The 16737-nt window shown below is 60.2% G+C and carries 18 protein-coding genes; 8 read left to right on the plus strand and 10 right to left on the minus strand.

Translation table 11 applies throughout. The features are described from left to right. Positions 1 to 182: 182 nt before the first annotated feature. The 4 genes from ACWKV5_RS14085 (at position 183) to ACWKV5_RS14100 (ending at position 4930) form a co-directional block, all read left to right on the plus strand. Entirely contained in the window at positions 183 to 1205 is a 1023-nt protein-coding gene (locus ACWKV5_RS14085; RefSeq protein ID WP_483841722.1) for a transporter, read from the plus strand. Between the two features lie 274 nt (positions 1206 to 1479). Beyond that, entirely contained in the window at positions 1480 to 3099 is a 1620-nt protein-coding gene (locus ACWKV5_RS14090; RefSeq protein WP_483841723.1) for an inorganic phosphate transporter, read from the plus strand. Between the two features lie 245 nt (positions 3100 to 3344). After that, positions 3345 to 4211, plus strand: a complete 867-nt coding sequence (locus tag ACWKV5_RS14095; protein WP_483841724.1) for a hypothetical protein — start codon at positions 3345 to 3347, stop codon at positions 4209 to 4211. Beyond that, positions 4208 to 4930 carry a TylF/MycF/NovP-related O-methyltransferase gene (locus tag ACWKV5_RS14100; RefSeq protein ID WP_046031989.1) on the plus strand — a complete coding sequence of 241 codons (723 nt, stop codon included), beginning with the start codon at positions 4208 to 4210 and terminating at the stop codon, positions 4928 to 4930. The genes ACWKV5_RS14095 and ACWKV5_RS14100 overlap by 4 nt, the downstream gene beginning before the upstream one ends. 179 nt (positions 4931 to 5109) lie before the next feature. Here the strand turns inward: ACWKV5_RS14100 and ACWKV5_RS14105 are convergent, their stop codons facing one another. Continuing rightward, positions 5110 to 5964 (minus strand): NmrA family NAD(P)-binding protein, encoded by an 855-nt coding sequence (locus ACWKV5_RS14105; protein ID WP_483841725.1) that lies wholly within the window; start codon positions 5962 to 5964, stop codon positions 5110 to 5112. 113 nt (positions 5965 to 6077) lie between these two features. Here ACWKV5_RS14105 and ACWKV5_RS14110 point away from each other — a divergent pair, with 113 nt between their 5' ends. Continuing rightward, on the plus strand, positions 6078 to 6989 hold the full coding sequence (locus tag ACWKV5_RS14110; protein WP_483841726.1) for a LysR substrate-binding domain-containing protein: 912 nt from the start codon (positions 6078 to 6080) through the stop codon (positions 6987 to 6989). Here ACWKV5_RS14110 and ACWKV5_RS14115 read toward each other — a convergent pair. Further along, entirely contained in the window at positions 6967 to 7413 is a 447-nt protein-coding gene (locus ACWKV5_RS14115; protein WP_483841727.1) for a multidrug/biocide efflux PACE transporter, read from the minus strand. The genes ACWKV5_RS14110 and ACWKV5_RS14115 overlap by 23 nt on opposite strands. Positions 7414 to 7503: 90 nt before the next feature. Here ACWKV5_RS14115 and ACWKV5_RS14120 point away from each other — a divergent pair, with 90 nt between their 5' ends. After that, on the plus strand, positions 7504 to 8358 hold the full coding sequence (locus ACWKV5_RS14120; RefSeq protein WP_483841728.1) for a LysR family transcriptional regulator: 855 nt from the start codon (positions 7504 to 7506) through the stop codon (positions 8356 to 8358). Positions 8359 to 8535: 177 nt separating this feature from the next. Here ACWKV5_RS14120 and ACWKV5_RS14125 read toward each other — a convergent pair whose 3' ends face one another. The 4 genes from ACWKV5_RS14125 to ACWKV5_RS14140 all read right to left on the minus strand — a co-directional run bounded on the left by ACWKV5_RS14125 (position 8536) and on the right by ACWKV5_RS14140 (position 11127). Continuing rightward, the gene (locus ACWKV5_RS14125) at positions 8536 to 9771 is read right to left on the minus strand and encodes an RNA polymerase sigma factor (protein WP_483841729.1); all 1236 of its coding nucleotides are present in this window, start codon (positions 9769 to 9771) and stop codon (positions 8536 to 8538) included. Further along, positions 9771 to 10262, minus strand: coding sequence for an SRPBCC family protein (locus ACWKV5_RS14130; RefSeq protein WP_483841730.1), 492 nt, complete (start codon positions 10260 to 10262; stop codon positions 9771 to 9773). Before ACWKV5_RS14130 ends, ACWKV5_RS14125 begins: the two co-directional genes overlap by 1 nt. 27 nt (positions 10263 to 10289) lie before the next feature. Next, positions 10290 to 10634, minus strand: a complete 345-nt coding sequence (locus tag ACWKV5_RS14135) for a YciI family protein (RefSeq protein ID WP_194940643.1) — start codon at positions 10632 to 10634, stop codon at positions 10290 to 10292. Positions 10635 to 10701: 67 nt separating this feature from the next. Next, entirely contained in the window at positions 10702 to 11127 is a 426-nt protein-coding gene (locus tag ACWKV5_RS14140; protein ID WP_483841731.1) for a YybH family protein, read from the minus strand. 140 nt (positions 11128 to 11267) lie between these two features. On the opposite strand from ACWKV5_RS14140, the gene ACWKV5_RS14145 reads away from it, so the two are divergent. Continuing rightward, the gene (locus ACWKV5_RS14145) at positions 11268 to 11753 is read left to right on the plus strand and encodes a GNAT family N-acetyltransferase (protein WP_483841732.1); all 486 of its coding nucleotides are present in this window, start codon (positions 11268 to 11270) and stop codon (positions 11751 to 11753) included. Between the two features lie 134 nt (positions 11754 to 11887). Here the strand turns inward: ACWKV5_RS14145 and ACWKV5_RS14150 are convergent, their stop codons facing one another. From ACWKV5_RS14150 to ACWKV5_RS14160, 3 genes are all read right to left on the minus strand, one after another. After that, entirely contained in the window at positions 11888 to 12376 is a 489-nt protein-coding gene (locus ACWKV5_RS14150; RefSeq protein WP_483841733.1) for a GNAT family N-acetyltransferase, read from the minus strand. 315 nt (positions 12377 to 12691) lie between these two features. After that, a complete protein-coding gene (locus tag ACWKV5_RS14155) occupies positions 12692 to 13177 on the minus strand; it encodes a GyrI-like domain-containing protein (protein WP_483841734.1) in 486 nt (161 codons plus the stop codon). 67 nt (positions 13178 to 13244) lie between these two features. Then, positions 13245 to 13907, minus strand: a complete 663-nt coding sequence (locus ACWKV5_RS14160) for a LysE family translocator (RefSeq protein WP_483841735.1) — start codon at positions 13905 to 13907, stop codon at positions 13245 to 13247. 139 nt (positions 13908 to 14046) lie between these two features. Here ACWKV5_RS14160 and alaC point away from each other — a divergent pair, with 139 nt between their 5' ends. Then, on the plus strand, positions 14047 to 15258 hold the full coding sequence (gene alaC, locus ACWKV5_RS14165; protein WP_483841736.1) for an alanine transaminase: 1212 nt from the start codon (positions 14047 to 14049) through the stop codon (positions 15256 to 15258). Between the two features lie 113 nt (positions 15259 to 15371). On the opposite strand, the gene ACWKV5_RS14170 is transcribed toward alaC, so the two are convergent. Next, positions 15372 to 16724 carry a GntP family permease gene (locus tag ACWKV5_RS14170; protein ID WP_483841737.1) on the minus strand — a complete coding sequence of 451 codons (1353 nt, stop codon included), beginning with the start codon at positions 16722 to 16724 and terminating at the stop codon, positions 15372 to 15374. Positions 16725 to 16737 lie beyond the last annotated feature (13 nt).

Raw genomic sequence — 16737 nt, forward strand, 5'->3', positions numbered from 1 at the left:
GGCGCGCACGTTAACGTAAGCGGGATCGGCGTGCCAGAGCGGTTCTTTAATCGATTCCGACCGTCGGTAGCGCCACTATTTGGCCTTCATCAAGCTGTCACATCACTGTCAAAAATCCTTGCGATGATGCGGCTCAAGTGAACCTGTAAAGCCCGCGACAGGCGCCTTCCTTGCGAGCACTCATGAACCACAGCATCGACCAAAGCCATCGCGACACGGATCTGTTCGGCCTGCTCTACGGGTTCAGTTTTCGCCCTGGTGAACGCGGTCGCGAGATCGATTCGGCCAGGGCGCTGCAATGCCTGCAACAACCCGACGACAGTGAAGAATTCCTCTGGCTGCACCTGAACCTGGCGCACGCCGCGTGCGAGCGCTGGATGAAAAGTCATCTGGAATTGCCGGACGAGTTTTTCGAAGCGCTGCACGAAGGTTCGCGCTCGACGCGTATCGAACACGTGGATTCGGCCTTGCTGGCGGTGGTCAACGATGTGGTGTTCAACCTCAGCAGCATGGTCTCCTCGGATGTCTCGACGCTGTGGGTGTGCGCCCGCAGTCGGTTGATCATCAGCGCGCGTCTGCAACCGCTGCACTCGGTGGACAAGCTGCGTTCCTCGGTGAAGGCCGGTGAATGTTTCCGTTCGCCGCTGGAATTGCTCGTGCACTTGCTGCGCGATCAGGGCGAGGTGCTGACGCAAATCGTGCGCAAGACCAGCCTGAGTGTCGATCAGATCGAAGATGAATTGTTGTCCTCGCGGCTGTCGACCAACCGCGCCGAACTGGGCGCCAACCGCCGGGTGCTGGTGCGCCTGCAACGCCTGCTTGCGCTGGAACCGGGTTCGTTGCTGCGCTTGCTCAATCGGCCGCCGCAATGGCTGCAGAAGGAGGACGTCAAGGAGCTGCGCAAGTCCACCGAGGAGTTTGCGCTGATCATCAACGACCTCACGGCGCTGGGTGAGCGGATCAAGCTGTTGCAGGAAGAAATCGCCGCCAACCTCAACGAGCAGAGCAACCGCACACTGTTTACGTTGACGGTGGTCACGGTGCTGGCGTTGCCGATCAACATCATTGCCGGTTTCTTTGGCATGAACGTTGGCGGCATCCCTCTGTCCGGAGACCCTGAAGGGTTCTGGATTCTGGTGGCACTGGTCGCGACCTTTACCGTGCTGGCCGGACGCTGGGCGTTTCGCAAGCGCCAGGATTACTGAGCCTCAAAGCACCACCAATCCCCTGTGGCGAGGGAGCTTGCTCCCGCTCGGCTGCGAATCAGTCGCAAAACCTGCCAACACCGTTTGACTGAAGAAAGTCGGGGGCCGCTTCGCTGCCCAGCGGGGGCAAGCTCCCTCGCCACAGGTCGTGCCTGGCCAAGTGAATTCTGATTAACGGACAAGCAAAAACCCCAAACCCTGACCTGACGCAGTCTCTCTGTAACAATTAGCAACGACTATCACTGACACACCTACCTCATCAGGATTGTCCGTTATGGCTACTCCTTCCTACCCCGCCGATGCTCAGGCGTCCGCTAGCAGCAGCGCCAGACCCCAATTCGATAAAAAACCCGGCGTGTTCACGCTGGTGATTTTTTTCGGCGTGCTGGCCATCGGGTTGTTGTTCACCGCTTACAGCCTGATGCACGACATGCACGAACTCGGCACAGTGGTGACCACCTGGACCCCGTTTCTGCTGCTGGGCGTGGCGCTGCTGATCGCCCTCGGCTTTGAATTCGTCAACGGTTTCCACGACACCGCCAACGCCGTGGCGACAGTGATCTACACCAACTCGATGCCGCCGAATTTCGCGGTGGCGTGGTCCGGGTTTTTCAACTTCCTCGGCGTGCTGCTGTCCAGCGGCGCGGTGGCATTTGGCATCATTGCCTTGCTGCCAGTGGAACTGATTCTGCAAGTCGGCTCCTCTGCCGGTTTTGCGATGATCTTCGCCCTGCTGATCGCCGCGATCCTGTGGAACCTCGGCACCTGGTGGCTGGGTTTGCCGGCCTCGTCTTCGCACACGCTGATCGGTTCGATCATCGGCGTCGGCGTGGCTAACGCGCTGATGCACGGCCGTGACGGCACCAGCGGCGTGGACTGGGCGCAGGCGACCAAGATCGGTTACGCGTTACTGCTCTCGCCGCTGGTCGGCTTTGGTTTCGCCGCGTTGCTGCTGTTGGCCCTGCGCGCGTTCGTCAAGAATCGCTCGCTGTACAAGGCCCCCGAAGGCAACACCCCGCCACCGTGGTGGATTCGCGGCATGTTGATCGTGACCTGCACCGGCGTGTCGTTTGCCCACGGTTCCAACGATGGCCAGAAAGGCATGGGCCTGATCATGTTGATTCTGGTCGGCACGCTGCCCATGGCTTATGCACTGAACCGCACGATGCCGGCAGACCAGGCGTTGCAGTTCGCCGCCGTCGCGGAAGTCACCCAGCAAGCGCTGGTCAAGGCTGCACCGCAACCGGCCCCGGCCGACCCGCGTCCGATCCTGTCCGACTACGTGCGCAGCAAGGAAGCCACGCCGCAACTGGTGCCGGCGCTCGCCGCCCTCACCGGCAGCATCGGCGCGCAGGTCAAGGGTTACGGCTCGCTGGCCAAAGTGCCGGCCGAGGCCGTGGGCAACGTGCGAAACGACATGTACCTGACCAGCGAAACCATTCGCCTGATGGACAAGAACAAGGTCGGTAATTTCGACGCCGACACCAGCGGCAAGCTGCAGCTGTTCAAACAGCAGATCGACAACTCGACGCGCTTCATTCCGCTGTGGGTGAAGATCGCGGTGGCGATTGCACTCGGCCTGGGCACCATGGTCGGCTGGAAGCGCATCGTGGTGACGGTCGGCGAGAAGATCGGCAAGACGCACCTGACCTACGCCCAAGGCGCCTCGGCGGAAACCGTGGCGATGCTGACGATTGGCGCGGCGGATATGTTCGGTTTGCCGGTGTCGACCACCCACGTGTTGTCGTCGGGCGTGGCCGGGACCATGGTCGCCAACGGGGGCGGCTTGCAGATGAAGACCATCCGCAACCTGCTGATGGCGTGGGTGCTGACCTTGCCGGCCGCGATCCTGTTGTCGGGCAGCTTGTACTGGTTGTTCACCCAAATCTTCTGACCAACCCAAGACCCTGTGGGAGCGAGCCTGCTCGCGAAGGCGGTCTGTCAGTTGCAGATGTATCGACTGACACTCCCTCTTCGCGAGCAGGCTCGCTCCCACAGGTTTTTTTTGCCGGGTAAAAAGCATTTCGTCGCAAATACAGGCGATTACGCATTTATTGATCCACCACCCGCCAGTTAGCACTTCAGTTTGCTAACGTGTTGCCGATTCTTAAGAGACTCGATGTATTCAGGAGTGGAATCGTGAATCTGTATATCAATCAGCTTCAGCAAAAAGCTGACTTCAAAGAAGCCATCTACGCCGGCGACATCTTCCTGAACACTCAGCTGCGCGCGGCCAAAGAGCTGTGTGCGTTCGCTCAGGAAAGCATCACCGCCGCTTTCGACGGCGAGACCAACCACCAGGCCCTGCACACGCTGATGCCGGTGGAAGAATTCGTGGTGTTGGTGACGCGCCTCAAGGGCCAGTTCACCAACAGCCAGCGCGCCAAGGACCTGATCCTGTCGTTTATCGACGAGATCGGCGTCGACCCGCGCGAGTACATTTTCGACGTGCCGCGCATCCGCGTGGTGCCGAACTATGACTACCTGCACGCCGGCGTCAGCTACGCCTACAAACCGCACCGCGACACGTGGTACGGCAGCGTCGATTGCCAGATCAACACCTGGATGCCGGTGCACACCATTCGCCCCGACCAGACCATGATGATCAACGCCGGTTACTTCGACGTGCCGGTGAAGAACACCTCCAGCGAGTGGAGCCTCAACGACTGGATCAGCAACCAGCGGCACAAGGCCAAGGACAACCTCAAGGAGGAAGTCCGCGTGCACCCGGTGCCACTGGAGGCGATCAATACCGCATCCGAAGTGCGCATCGCCGGCAACACCGGTGAGATGCTGATTTTCTCCGGCTCGCACCTGCACGGCACGGTTGCCAACCACACCGAACAAACCCGCTTCAGCGTGGATTTCCGCCTGATGCACCTCGATGACCTCAAACACAAACGTGGCGCGATCAACGTCGACAGCGCCTGCCCTGACGTCGGCGCCGGTTTCAAAGACTATTTCCACGCCCACGACTTTTCGAATTTCCAAGGAATCCAGCAATGACCAAGCGTCGCATCACGCCTGCCGAGGCCCAGTACAACGAAACCCGTGCCAACGTTCTGAAACGGGTCGATGCCGAGTACGTGGCCGACGCCCCGTTCGTGTTCGCCAACCGCATCGGCGTGACCGCTGCCCTGTCGCGCATGGAGCTGTTCAAGAAAGTCGCTGAAGTACCGGGCGCGATCATCGAGTGCGGCGTGTACAAGGGCAACTCGCTGATGCTGTACATGCACTTGTCGATGATCCTGGAACCGTACGCGATCAACCGTTCGATCGTTGGTTTCGACACCTTCGAAGGCTTCCAGAGCATCGACAAGAAAGAAGACCCGGCCGACGTCAACGAGACCATGTTCTCCGACACCGACCAGTCGCTGATCCAAGACATGATCGACGCCAACGACCTGCTGCGCCCGGTCAACCGCATCCCGCGTTGCGAGCTGGTCAAGGGCGACATCGTCAAGACTGTGCCGGAGTGGGTGAAGACCCGTCCTGACCTGGTCGTGGCCATGCTGATCCTCGACACCGACCTGTACGAATCGACCAAAGTCGCGCTGGAAACCTTCCTGCCGTACATGCCTAAAGGCGCGATCGTGGTGCTGGACGAAGTGGCTTACCGCAACTTCCCGGGCGAAACCAAGGCCCTGCGCGAAGTGCTGGACTTGAACAAGATCGAGCTGAAGCGTTTGCCGTTTGACAGCTGCGTGGGCTACTTCCACGTCTGACACAAAAGTTCTGAACTGAATTACACCCACTGTGGGAGCGAGCCTGCTCGCGAAGAGGCCTTCACATTCAACATAATCGTTGACTGGAGCACCGCTTTCGCGAGCAGGCTCGCTCCCACAAGGTTACGGGTGTTCTTCAGGTTGTGGACTGGATGAGATTTGCCAACCAGTCCATAAATTTAGTGCCGGGAAACCAGTCCCTTCAACACCGCCAGCAGTTCCACCCTGCCCTTGCGCGGCTCGCCTTCGAACTCGATCCAGCCTTCGTTGAAGCCATCAATCATCCGCATCCGCGGCAATGGATTGCGCATGCCCTGGTGCTCGAACAACGCCTGCCAGGTCTCACGCGGCACGCTTTGCATCCGCACCGGTTTGCCCAAGAGTTCGCTGAAACCGGCACCCAGTTGCAGCGGCGTGATGCGTTGCGGGCCTTCCAGTTCGACGATTCGTTTGCCTTGCCACGACTCCTGCAACAGCTCGGCGGCCAGCCGTCCAACGTCGGCGGTGGCGATCATCGGCACCGGTTTATCCAGCGGTTGCAGGAAACTCGGAATCATCCCCGAACCCATTGCGTGCTCGACGTCCCACTGAGCGTTCTCCATGAACCACGCCGGGCGCAGGAAAGTGACGGGCAACTCCAGCGTGGTTAATGCCTGCTCCAGTATTTGTAATTGGTTGAGCAGGTTCGGCTGAGTGGCCTGGGCACCGATGGTCGACAGGCACACCACTTGACCGGGGCGAGCGGCTGCCAGTGCCTGACGAATGTTATCCGCCACTTGGCGGGTTTCCGGGAAACCGGGAGACGGATCGAAGTTCGACGGCATCATCACAAACACACCGTCCACGCCGGTAAAGGCCTGGGCCATGGCCTGCCAGTCATCAACATCGGCCACTGCCAACTCACAACCGCGCTGCGCCCACACCGCGCCTTTGTCGGCGTTGCGCACCACGGCGCGCACTGCATGGCCGGCGGCCAACAAGGTTCGGGCGACTTCGCCACCCACCTGCCCGGTAATGCCCATCACTGCGTACATGAACTGCTCTCCTGCGAGAAAACGACGACTGTCGCGACGGGGAGAATTTTCCGCGCAATAGCGAGATTCTCCGATAGCATCAATGTCATTGCACACGTGATCAGGAATCATCAATGAGCTTCGATGCCAGTCTTGCCAGCGGCATGGGCGTGTTCAGCGCAGTGGTCGATGGTGGCAGCTTCGTGCGCGCCGCCGAGGCCTTGGAACTGACGCCATCGGGCGTGAGCCGCGCCATCGCCCGGCTGGAAAAACGCTTGGGCATTCGCCTGTTCGACCGCACCACCCGCACCGTCACCCTGACCGATGAGGGCCGGCGCTTCTACGGCGAGATTGCGCCACTGCTGGCCAATCTCGAAGAAGCGGCGAACTCGGCGTCCAGCAGCGCCACCCAGGTCCGGGGACGTCTGCGAGTCAACATGGACCCATACTTTTCCCGGTTGATTCTGGGCCCGGCGCTCGGACAGTTCATGCAGCGCTATCCCGAGCTGTACCTGGAGTTGCAAACCCGCGATCAACTGGGTGACATGGTGGCGGACGGTTTTGATCTGGCCATACGATTCGGCCATCCAGCGTCCTCTTCGCTGGTGGCGCGCCAATTGTTGGAAGTGCGGGTACTGACCGTCGCCTCGCCGGCCTATCTGAAAAAACATGGGCGGCCATTGACGCCCTTGGACATGGAGGACGAGCGGCACGTGTGCATGCAGTTTCGCGATCCGCAAACCGCGCGCCCGTTCGGCTGGGAATTCCATCGACCAGGAGGGCCGGTGTTGCATGTGCAGCCGCATTGCCGCTTGCTGGTCAACGATGTCGGCACGCTGCACAGCGTTTGCGAAAGCGGCCAGGCCATCGCCCAGGTGTTGGACCTGGGAATGGCGCCGGCCTTGAAGGCGGGCCGCCTGGTCGAGTTGTTTCCCGACTGGCCCGATGAGCGTTTCCCACTGTATGCCTTGTACCCTTCACGGCACTTGCCGGCGGCCAAGGTGCGGGCGTTTCTCGAGTTTGTCAGTGAGCTTTGTGCAAGGTAGCCCGGCCGATCATCACCCGCTCCCGCACCACGTCGTACACCCAGTGGTAAATGTAGGTGTACGGCAGGAAGAACAGCAGTACACCGATGTCGAGCAGGAACGCTTCCCACAGGCCGATCTTCAGCCACCAGGCAATCAGCGGCACACCGAAGGCAACCAGGCCGCCTTCAAACAGCAGCGCATGGACTACCCGGACCCAGGCGTTGTGAGCCATTTTGTAGTGCTTGAGCACGCGGTCGAACAGGCCGTTGAAGACCACGTTCCAGCCCAGGGCCAGGGCTGCGATGAACATCGTGACCATACCCATGTCGAGCAGCGGTTTGTCCATGATCCAGGCCAGCAACGGGGTACAGATCAGGATGGCCAGCAGTTCGAAACCAACGGCCTGGAAAATACGTTCAGTGATGGATTTATTGGCGCTCATGGCCGGACTCCTCTGAGTGACTGTGGTTGCCATGATCCTGCATCACACCGATACTTCATAACCAATAACCATCGATCAAGGCGATAGTTCATGGCCTCTCACGAAGTGTTGCTGGCGTTTGTCCAGGCGGCAACCCAAGGCTCGTTTTCCGCAGCGGCGCGCAAATTGGGGCGCAGCCAGTCGACCATCAGTGCGGCGGTGGCCAGTCTGGAGATCGATCTGAACCTGGTGCTGTTCGACCGCAGCAGTCGCAAACCCAGCCTGACCCCGGCAGGCCACGTGATGCTGCAACGGGCCGAGGAGATCCTGGCCGCCACCAGCCGCCTGGAAATGACCGCCAGCCAGTTGTCACAAGGTGTCGAGCCGAAACTCACCGTGGCGATTTCCGATACCTATCAATCCGACCGCTTCGAAGCGGCGCTGGGTGCGTTTGAGCAGCGATATCCGGACCTGGAACTCGAATGCCTGATTGCCGAATGCGATGACTTGATTGCGCTGGTGCAACGGGGTCGGGCGCAGGTGGCGTTTGCCGAAATGCAGGACAGCTATCCGCCGGACCTGGTGAGTTCGACGGTTGAAGAAAAGACCGAAATCGCATTGTTCGTCTCCCCTGTGCATCCGTTGGCGGCGCTCGATCATATCGATCAGGACGTGCTGCAACAGCACCGGGAATTGCGTTTGGCAACCATCGTCAATCCGTATGAAAGTCGGGCGAAGGGGCGCGTGTGGTCGGCGCCGAGTTATTTGATGCTGCTGGAAATGGCTCAGGGTGGATTTGGCTGGGCGCCGTTGCCGAGGTGGTTGGTGGAGCGGTTTGGGCCGGGGTCGTTGCAGGAACTTCAGGTGCGCGGCTGGCCGAAACCGGTGTTTGTCGATGCGCTGTGGTCGCGCCAGCATCCGCCGGGGCCGGCGGGGAGCTGGTTGTTGAGCAAGATGCTGGAATAGCGGCGCCTCCATTCGCGAGCAGGCTCGCTCCCACATTGGATTTATGGTGTGGCGACGATCAGCTGTGGAACAGTGAGGCTGCCATCGCGAGCAGGCTCACTCCTACAGGTGATCTTCGTTGCGACATAGATCCAGTGTGGGAGCGAGCCTGCTCGCGAAGGGGCCCGCCAGATCACATCATTTTAAAGCGTTGATCCGCGCCTCAAGAAACCGCCGCTCCGGTACTTGCTGCGTCAACTCCAGCGCCCGCTCATACGCCGCCCGCGCTTCCTCCACTCGCCCAAGCTGCCGACAAAATTCCGCCCGCGCCGAATGCGCCAAGTGGTAATCAAGCAATTCGCCCCGATCCAGAATCGCCTCAACCAACGTCAGCCCCGCCAAGGGCCCATCGCGCCGGGAGATCGCCGCCGCCCGGTTCAACTCGATCACCGGCGACGGCACCACCCGCAACAGCAGGTCATACAGACCGACAATCTGCAGCCAGTCCGTGTCTTGCGGTGTCGCCGCTTCAGCGTGCACCGCCGCAATCGCAGCTTGCAGGCAATAAGGCCCGAAGCGCTGCCGGGTCAGCGCCTGTTCGACCAAGGCACAACCCTCGGCAATCATCCCGGCGTCCCACAACGAGCGGTCCTGCTCATCCAGCAGGATCAACTCGCCGGTCGCCGACGTCCGGGCCTGGCGCCGTGACTCGTGCAGCAACATCATCGCCAGCAAGCCCATGACCTCCGGCTCCGGCAGCAACTCCAACAGCAATCGCCCCAGCCGGATCGCCTCGCGCGTCAGGTCTTCGCGCGTCACTTCAGCGCCAATGGACGCCGAGTAACCTTCGTTGAACACCAGGTAAATCACCCGCAGCACACTGTCGAGGCGCTCGGGCAATTCCGCCAGCGTCGGCACTTGATAAGGGATTTTTGCATCACGGATTTTCGCCTTCGCTCGCACGATGCGTTGAGCGATGGTGGCCGGCGCCGACAGGAACGCCCGGGCGATTTCCTCTGTGGTCAGGTCGCAGACTTCGCGCAAGGTCAGTGGCACCTGGGCGTCGGAGGCGAGTGCCGGGTGACAGCAGGTGAAGATCAGGCGCAGGCGATCGTCTTCCACGTCTTCGTCACTCCAGTCGGCCTGCTCCGCCGCCTCCAGTTGCGCGATCAGCATCGGCTGCGAGGCAATAAACCGCGCGCGCCGACGCAAGGCATCGATGGCCTTGAAGCGCCCGGTGGACACCAGCCAGGCCCGCGGATTGTCCGGCACGCCGTCACGCTGCCAGCGTTCGACCGCGATGAAAAAGGCCTCGTGCAGGGCCTCTTCGGCGAGGTCGAAATCGCCGAGCAAGCGGATCAGCGTCGCCAGGATTCGTCGCGAGTCTTCGCGGTAAACCTGCTCGACCCGGGCCGCTACCGCCTCGCCAGGCATCAGTCCGGCATGCCTTCAGTCACCAGCGTTTCCAGTCGATCAAGGCTTTGCCCCCAGCCATCATGAAACCCCATGTCTTCGTGGGCCTTGTGATCCTCTTTTGACCAATGCATCGCGCGCGCGGTGTAGAGGGTTTTGCCGCCCCGCTCTTCGAGCGTCACTTCGGCCGCCATGAACGGTTTGCCCGAAGGAATCCAGCCCGGGACAAACGCATCGGTGAACACCAGTCGCTCAGGCGCGACGATCTCCAGGAACACGCCCATGGTCGGGTATTCGCTGCCGTCCGGTGCGCGCATCAGGGTGCGAAACTGGCCGCCGACCCACAGGTCCATTTCACACTCCGGCGTGGTCATGCCGTGCGGCCCCCACCATTGGGCGAGCAAGGCCGGTTCGGTCCAGGCGCGGAAGATCTTCTGGCGTGGCGCGTCGATCAAGCGGCTGATGGATAACTCGAACTCGGCAGACTTTTTTTCAGCTGATTGCGGGCTCATGCACAACTCCTCTCTGGTTTTTGTTATTCAAGGATTCAACTGGCGAACGGGACGCACCTCGACACAGCCGACCCGGGCCGCCGGGATGTTGCCGGCGACCTGGAGCGCTTCATTGAGGTCTTTGGCATCGATCAGGTAGAAGCCGGCCAACTGCTCCTTGGTTTCGGCGAACGGACCGTCGGTGATCGACATCTTGCCGTTACGCATGCGCACGGTGGTGGCGGTCTGCACCGACTCCAGCGCCTCGGCCGCGAGCATCCGGCCGCCACTCTGGATCGACTCGGCGTAGGCCATGCACTCCGCGTCGTTCGGGCTCTCGGGCAGCGAGTGCAAGGTGTGCTCGTTGCTGTAGACCAGGCATAGGTATTTCATGTGGCTCTCCTGAATCGAACGGATCAACTATGGCTGCAGATTGACGCGTTGGCGAAATTCCCGACGATCAGGGCTCCAGATTGAACAGCGCAGCGCCACTGACCATGTCGAACGGGGCCGACCAGTGTTCGTGGACAATCCGCCATTGCCCGCCGTCGCGACGGTAACAAGCGGTGACGCGCATCCAGCAGGCCTGGGTTTCACCCTTGTCGTTGGTGCCGCCGCAATGGGCCAGCCAATGGGCGAAGGCGATGTGCTCGTCCGCCACGACGTTCATGTGGTCGAAGTCGAATTTGTGCGGGCCCTGGCACATTTCCATGCACTCCAGCCAATGCGCGCGGTAGGCCGCCTTGCCGCGAAATTGCAGGGCCTTGACCGCGTCGTAGGAAACGATCTCCTCGGCGTACAGGGCCATGATCCGGTCGACATCCTTGGAGATGACGGCCTGGCGATAAGTGTCGATCAGGGTCTCGATTTCGTGAGTAGCACTCATGGTGGTTCTCCGTGTTTTTTGTAGTGAAGACACCCTTAGTCGTTCGGCAAAAAGCCAAATCGACAGTCGAAATAAAAATAATCCATCGGTGCAAACTCGCTAGAATCCGAGGCTCATTCATGTGGGAAAAGGACACTCCTGTGACAGCCCGACTCGTGCCTTACGAAAGCCTGAACGCGCGCCAGCGCCAGCAGGTCGAGGCCATCGAAGTACACAAAGAACAAATCAAGTTCAGCGGCGACATTCATGGCGCGTTGCACACCTTGCTGTCCAAACCTGGCCCCGGCGTCAAAGGATTTGCGCTGCTGGTCGAGGATGCTCCGGTGGCCTTCCTGCTGCTCAAACGCCCGCCCGTGTTACCGGCCTGGGCCGATGAACACAGCGCCACTTTGCATGCGCTGCAAGTCGATCAACGTGCTCAGGGAAAAGGCTATGGCAAGGCTTGCCTGCAAGCGCTGCCCGAGGTGGCGCGCCAGGCGTTTCCGGAGATAAAGGGGCTGGAATTGTCGGTGGATGCGGACAATGAGTCGGCTATTGCGCTGTATGCCAAATTTGGCTGGGTGGACAGCGGCGAGGCCTACAGGGGCCGGATTGGCTATGAGCGGCGGATGGGTCTGGTGTTCTGAGGCTCTGCTGACCCAACACCACATCAATGTGGGAGCGAGCCTGCTCGCGAAGGCGGTGTATCAGCCAATGATGATGTTCACTGACACATTGCCTTCGCGAGCAGGCTCGCTCCCACAGGGGATCTTCGGTGGATTTATAAGTCGAGCACCATCTCATGCCACGCCATCCCGCCATGGTCCGAGGCCGACGGCTTGATGTAGGCAAAGCCAAACCCGGCGTACAGCGGAATATGCCGCTCCTTGCACATCAGGTGAATCTGGGTTTTGCCCAACGCACGCATCCGCTCAATGAATTCGCCCATCAACCGCTTCGCCAGTCCCAGCCCTTGATAGTCCGGGTGCACCACTACTGACATGATCACCACATGCGGGCCGGCCGGGTCGTGGCCGATCAGTTCCTTGAACGCTTCGTCCGACATCTCCACCTGAAACGCCGCACCGGAATTGATGAAACCGGCTAAAACGCCGTCGACTTCCGCCACGATGAAACCCTCAGGCCAGGTGGCAATGCGCGTGGCGATTTTCTCGCGGGTGGCCGCCTCGTCACCTTCGTAGGCAACGGTTTCGATGGCGTAGCAGCGGTCCAGGTCAGTGGCGGTGACGTTGCGGATGAGGGTGTTCATGGCGGCTCGGAATCAGCGTGGGAAAGGCTGCGAATGATAGTTGAATAAGGTGTTCATATCGATCACTGCCGGCGCCGTAAAGCCTGCGTATAGGCGCTTTCATTGCTCGAAGGTTCGGATTATTGATGGAGCCGGTCTCAGGACATCAATAGGGGGAACACACCATGAGCAGCGTTCAAATCGGTCTTCTTATGTTGTTGGGCATCAGCACGTTTGGCTTCGTCACCTTGTCGATCGACCTGATGCGGGCGCGCCGAATGAAGCAAGGTAAGTAGCCCGACAAGAGGCGGACACACCGTCCGCCTCTCGCGGTGTTCACGGCTTGATCGGCAACCAGATTTCCAGCGTGCCGGTGTTGAGCTTCGGGTTGAAGTCTTCGCTGTAGCGTTCGAATTCCGGGGCGTCCGCCGCCTCTTTGCCGGACTGCGGCAACCAGGTTTTCCAGATGTACTGAAAGGTCTGGGGCAAGGTATCCAGCGACCCTTTGTGCTCGAATACCGCGTAATGCTGGGGTTGAACTTCGACCCAACGGTACTTCTCCGGCAGGTCGTCGAGCTTGTCGATCTCGACGCCGGCGATGTATTCGAATCCGCCCTTGCCATCCGGATTGCAGCAGATACCGTAGGTCACTTCGCCTTTTTGACCGGGAATCTGGCCAATCTCGGGAATGAATTTTTCCCAGAGATCGGGGATTTTCTTCGAGGTTTCCTGGGTGAATCGCCCCCCAAACCCTGCAATGAGCAGGAAGTGCCCGTGTTCGAAGCGGGGCTCGGCTGGTTTTACGCCTGTTTGCTCATCCATGGCTCAACTCCTGAGGCTTAAAAATGGGTTCGGCTGGGAGTATAGAAGCCAAACCCGATTCGCCCAGTTACAGGGCGTGCAACTGTTCCACTGCCGCCGCGCCTACAAACTCGTTGTATCCCGATAGGATCACGTAGACCGCGAAATAGCAGAAGATCGCCGCCGATGCCATGTACGAGTAGCGCAGCAGTTTGTCACCCAGCAACTTGCCGCCGTGGCTCGCGGCAAAGCACAAACCGGCACTCCACAGCAGACCGGCACAGAGGAATCCACCGAGAAACAGCGCCGAGCTGAGCGCACCACCGCCACCGGAACGGGCGATCAGTGTGCCGCCCACCGCTGCGAACCACAGGATGGCACTGGGCGAGGACATGGCGAGGAAGATCCCGCGGAAAAACTCTTTGCGATGGGAGTTCTGCCCCACCTCTTCGGTTTGCGCCAAGGCCGCTTCGTGGTGAATCGCCGAATAGATCATCTTCGCCGCAAAATAGATCAGCAACGCCGAACCGCCGATCCACAGCACCCAGCGCACGGTTTCGTATTGCAGCAAAACGGTCATGCCCGCCAGCGCCAGCACCGCGTAGATCAGGTCGCCGACACAGGTCCCCAAGCCCAGTGCAAAGCCTTGGAAATAGCCGCGTTGCATGGCCAGGGTGATCATCGCGATGTTGGCCACGCCGATATCCAGGCACAACGAAAGGCTCAGCAAGAAGCCGCTGCTAAATTCCATCTACCGATTTCCTTCGGAAAAATTTGTTTACTCATTGGCTGGACAGTGTGCCACGACTGCCCTTATCTTCCGCAACAGGCCACCGCAGTGGCCAGCGTCGCTCGGACGGTTCCGGGCGCTCACGTTATCCGAGGCAACAATGGCCGAACAAGGTTCGCCGCGCCGCTTTGCGCGCATAGATCGACTCCCTCCTTACGTTTTCAACATCACTGCCGAGCTGAAGATGGCCGCCCGTCGTCGTGGCGAAGACATCATCGACTTCAGCATGGGCAACCCTGATGGCCCTACTCCGCCGCACATCGTCGAAAAACTGGTGACCGTCGCCCAGCGCGAAGACACCCACGGCTACTCGACGTCCAAAGGCATTCCGCGTCTGCGCCGGGCGATTTCCAATTGGTACAAGGATCGCTACGAGGTCGACATCGACCCGGAAACCGAAGCCATTGTCACCATCGGTTCCAAGGAAGGCCTGGCGCACTTGATGCTCGCCACGCTGGATCAGGGCGATACCGTGCTGGTGCCGAACCCGAGTTATCCAATTCACATCTACGGTGCCGTGATTGCCGGCGCCCAAGTGCGTTCGGTGCCACTGATTCCGGGCGTGGACTTCTTCGCCGAACTGGAACGGGCGATTCGCGGCTCGATCCCGAAACCGAAAATGATGATCCTCGGTTTCCCGTCCAACCCTACCGCGCAATGCGTGGAGCTGGATTTCTTCGAACGGGTGATTGCCCTCGCCAAGCAGTACGACGTACTGGTGGTGCACGACCTGGCCTACGCCGACATCGTCTACGACGGCTGGAAAGCCCCCTCGATCATGCAAGTGCCGGGCGCCAAGGACATTGCGGTGGAGTTTTTCACCCTGTCCAAGAGCTACAACATGGCGGGCTGGCGGATCGGTTTCATGGTCGGCAACCCGGAACTGGTCAACGCCCTGGCGCGGATCAAGAGCTACCACGACTACGGCACCTTCACCCCGCTGCAAGTCGCGGCGATTGCGGCGCTGGAAGGCGATCAGCAATGCGTCAAGGACATCGCCGAGCAGTATCGGCAGCGGCGAAACGTGCTGGTCAAAGGCCTGCATGAACTGGGCTGGATGGTCGAAAACCCGAAAGCGTCGATGTACGTCTGGGCCAAGATTCCCGAGGCGTATGCGCACCTGGGCTCGCTGGAGTTCGCCAAGAAACTGCTGGCCGAGGCCAAGGTCTGCGTCTCGCCGGGCGTAGGGTTTGGTGAGTATGGGGATGATCATGTGCGCTTCGCGCTGATCGAAAACCAGGACCGGATTCGTCAGGCTGTGCGCGGGATTCGCGGGATGTTCAGGGCGGATGGGCTAGTCGCCAAATCCTGACACCGAACCTGTAGGAGCCGGCTTGCTGGCGATCGCATCGACCCGGTCAGAAGATCAACCGAGTCGCCTGCATCGCCAGCAAGCCGGCTCCTACAAAAGCGTTGCGGCGTCGTTTAAACGAACATCGACAGCAGCAGGATAAAGCCCAGCGCAACCACGGACAGGATGGTTTCCATCGCCGTCCAGGTCTTGAAGGTTTCCGCTACGGTCATGTTGAAGTATTGCTTCACCAGCCAGAAACCCGCGTCGTTGACGTGCGACAGGACCAGCGAACCGGCACCGGTGGCCAACACCAGCAGCTCACGGTTCACACCCGGAATCATCCCCACCACCGGCACCACAATGCCCGCGCCAGTAATGGTCGCAACGGTCGCCGAACCGGTGGCCACGCGAATCACCGCCGCCACCAGCCACGCCAGCAGGATCGGCGAGATCTGTGCATTCACCGCCATGTGGCCGATCACGTCACCCACGCCGCTGGTCACCAGCATCTGTTTGAAGCCACCACCGGCACCAATAATCAGAATGATCGCGGCGGTCGGCGCGAGGCTCGAATCGAGCCATTTCAGAATGCGTTTCGAGTCGATGCCCTGACGGTGACCGAAGGTGTACAGCGACAACAGCAGCGCCAACAGCAATGCCGAGATCGGGTGGCCGATCAGGTCCATGAAGGAGCGTGCGAAATTGCCTTCTGGCAGTACCACATCGGCAAAGGTCTTGAGCAACATCAGGAACACTGGCAGCAGCACAGTGATCAGCGTGATGCTGAAGCTTGGCAGGTCGGCCGATTCCGGCTCACGCGCCAGTTGATCCACCAGTTCCTGGTTAGGATGACCGGGGATGTATTTGGCGATAAACGTGCCGTAGATCGGACCGGCAATGATGGCCGTCGGCAGCGCCACGATCAGCCCGTACAGAATGGTTTTGCCGATGTCGGCACCGAACACGCCGATGGCCAGCAACGGACCCGGGTGCGGCGGAACCAGACCGTGCACGGCGGACAGACCGGCCAGCAGCGGGATACCGATCTTGATGATCGACACGCCGGTACGACGCGCAACGATGAACACCAGCGGGATCAGCAGCACGAAACCGATTTCGAAGAACAGCGGAATGCCGACCAGGAAGGCCGCGAACATCATCGCCCACTGCACTTTATCTTTGCCGAACGCGCGAATCAGCGTCTGGGCAATCTGATCCGCCCCGCCCGACTCGGCCATCATTTTGCCGAGCATGGTGCCCAGCGCCAGGATGATCCCGACAAAACCGAGCACCCCACCGAAGCCGTCCTGGAACGCTTTGATAACGGTGCCGATCGGCATGCCGGAGGTCAGCCCGAGAAATGCAGCGGCGATGATCAGGGCAATAAAGGGGTGGAACTTGAACTTGGTGATCAGGACGATAAGCCCGATCACCGTGACCACTGCATCAAGCAGCAGGAACGTCTCGTGGGACATGCCAAACATTAGGGGTGTCTCC

This window comes from Pseudomonas oplopanacis, assembly GCF_057128725.1.

What these genes read in the sequence shown, in the direction of transcription:
- ACWKV5_RS14085 (WP_483841722.1), top strand. Translation starts at nt 183, where the DNA reads ATGAACCACAGCATCGACCAAAGCCATCGCGACACGGATCTGTTCGGC.
- ACWKV5_RS14090 (WP_483841723.1), top strand. Translation starts at nt 1,480, where the DNA reads ATGGCTACTCCTTCCTACCCCGCCGATGCTCAGGCGTCCGCTAGCAGC.
- ACWKV5_RS14100 (WP_046031989.1), top strand. Translation starts at nt 4,208, where the DNA reads ATGACCAAGCGTCGCATCACGCCTGCCGAGGCCCAGTACAACGAAACC.
- ACWKV5_RS14105 (WP_483841725.1), bottom strand. Translation starts at nt 5,964, where the DNA reads ATGTACGCAGTGATGGGCATTACCGGGCAGGTGGGTGGCGAAGTCGCC.
- ACWKV5_RS14110 (WP_483841726.1), top strand. Translation starts at nt 6,078, where the DNA reads ATGAGCTTCGATGCCAGTCTTGCCAGCGGCATGGGCGTGTTCAGCGCA.
- ACWKV5_RS14115 (WP_483841727.1), bottom strand. Translation starts at nt 7,413, where the DNA reads ATGAGCGCCAATAAATCCATCACTGAACGTATTTTCCAGGCCGTTGGT.
- ACWKV5_RS14120 (WP_483841728.1), top strand. Translation starts at nt 7,504, where the DNA reads ATGGCCTCTCACGAAGTGTTGCTGGCGTTTGTCCAGGCGGCAACCCAA.
- ACWKV5_RS14125 (WP_483841729.1), bottom strand. Translation starts at nt 9,771, where the DNA reads ATGCCTGGCGAGGCGGTAGCGGCCCGGGTCGAGCAGGTTTACCGCGAA.
- ACWKV5_RS14130 (WP_483841730.1), bottom strand. Translation starts at nt 10,262, where the DNA reads ATGAGCCCGCAATCAGCTGAAAAAAAGTCTGCCGAGTTCGAGTTATCC.
- ACWKV5_RS14135 (WP_194940643.1), bottom strand. Translation starts at nt 10,634, where the DNA reads ATGAAATACCTATGCCTGGTCTACAGCAACGAGCACACCTTGCACTCG.
- ACWKV5_RS14140 (WP_483841731.1), bottom strand. Translation starts at nt 11,127, where the DNA reads ATGAGTGCTACTCACGAAATCGAGACCCTGATCGACACTTATCGCCAG.
- ACWKV5_RS14150 (WP_483841733.1), bottom strand. Translation starts at nt 12,376, where the DNA reads ATGAACACCCTCATCCGCAACGTCACCGCCACTGACCTGGACCGCTGC.
- ACWKV5_RS14155 (WP_483841734.1), bottom strand. Translation starts at nt 13,177, where the DNA reads ATGGATGAGCAAACAGGCGTAAAACCAGCCGAGCCCCGCTTCGAACAC.
- ACWKV5_RS14160 (WP_483841735.1), bottom strand. Translation starts at nt 13,907, where the DNA reads ATGGAATTTAGCAGCGGCTTCTTGCTGAGCCTTTCGTTGTGCCTGGAT.
- alaC (WP_483841736.1), top strand. Translation starts at nt 14,047, where the DNA reads ATGGCCGAACAAGGTTCGCCGCGCCGCTTTGCGCGCATAGATCGACTC.
- ACWKV5_RS14170 (WP_483841737.1), bottom strand. Translation starts at nt 16,724, where the DNA reads ATGTTTGGCATGTCCCACGAGACGTTCCTGCTGCTTGATGCAGTGGTC.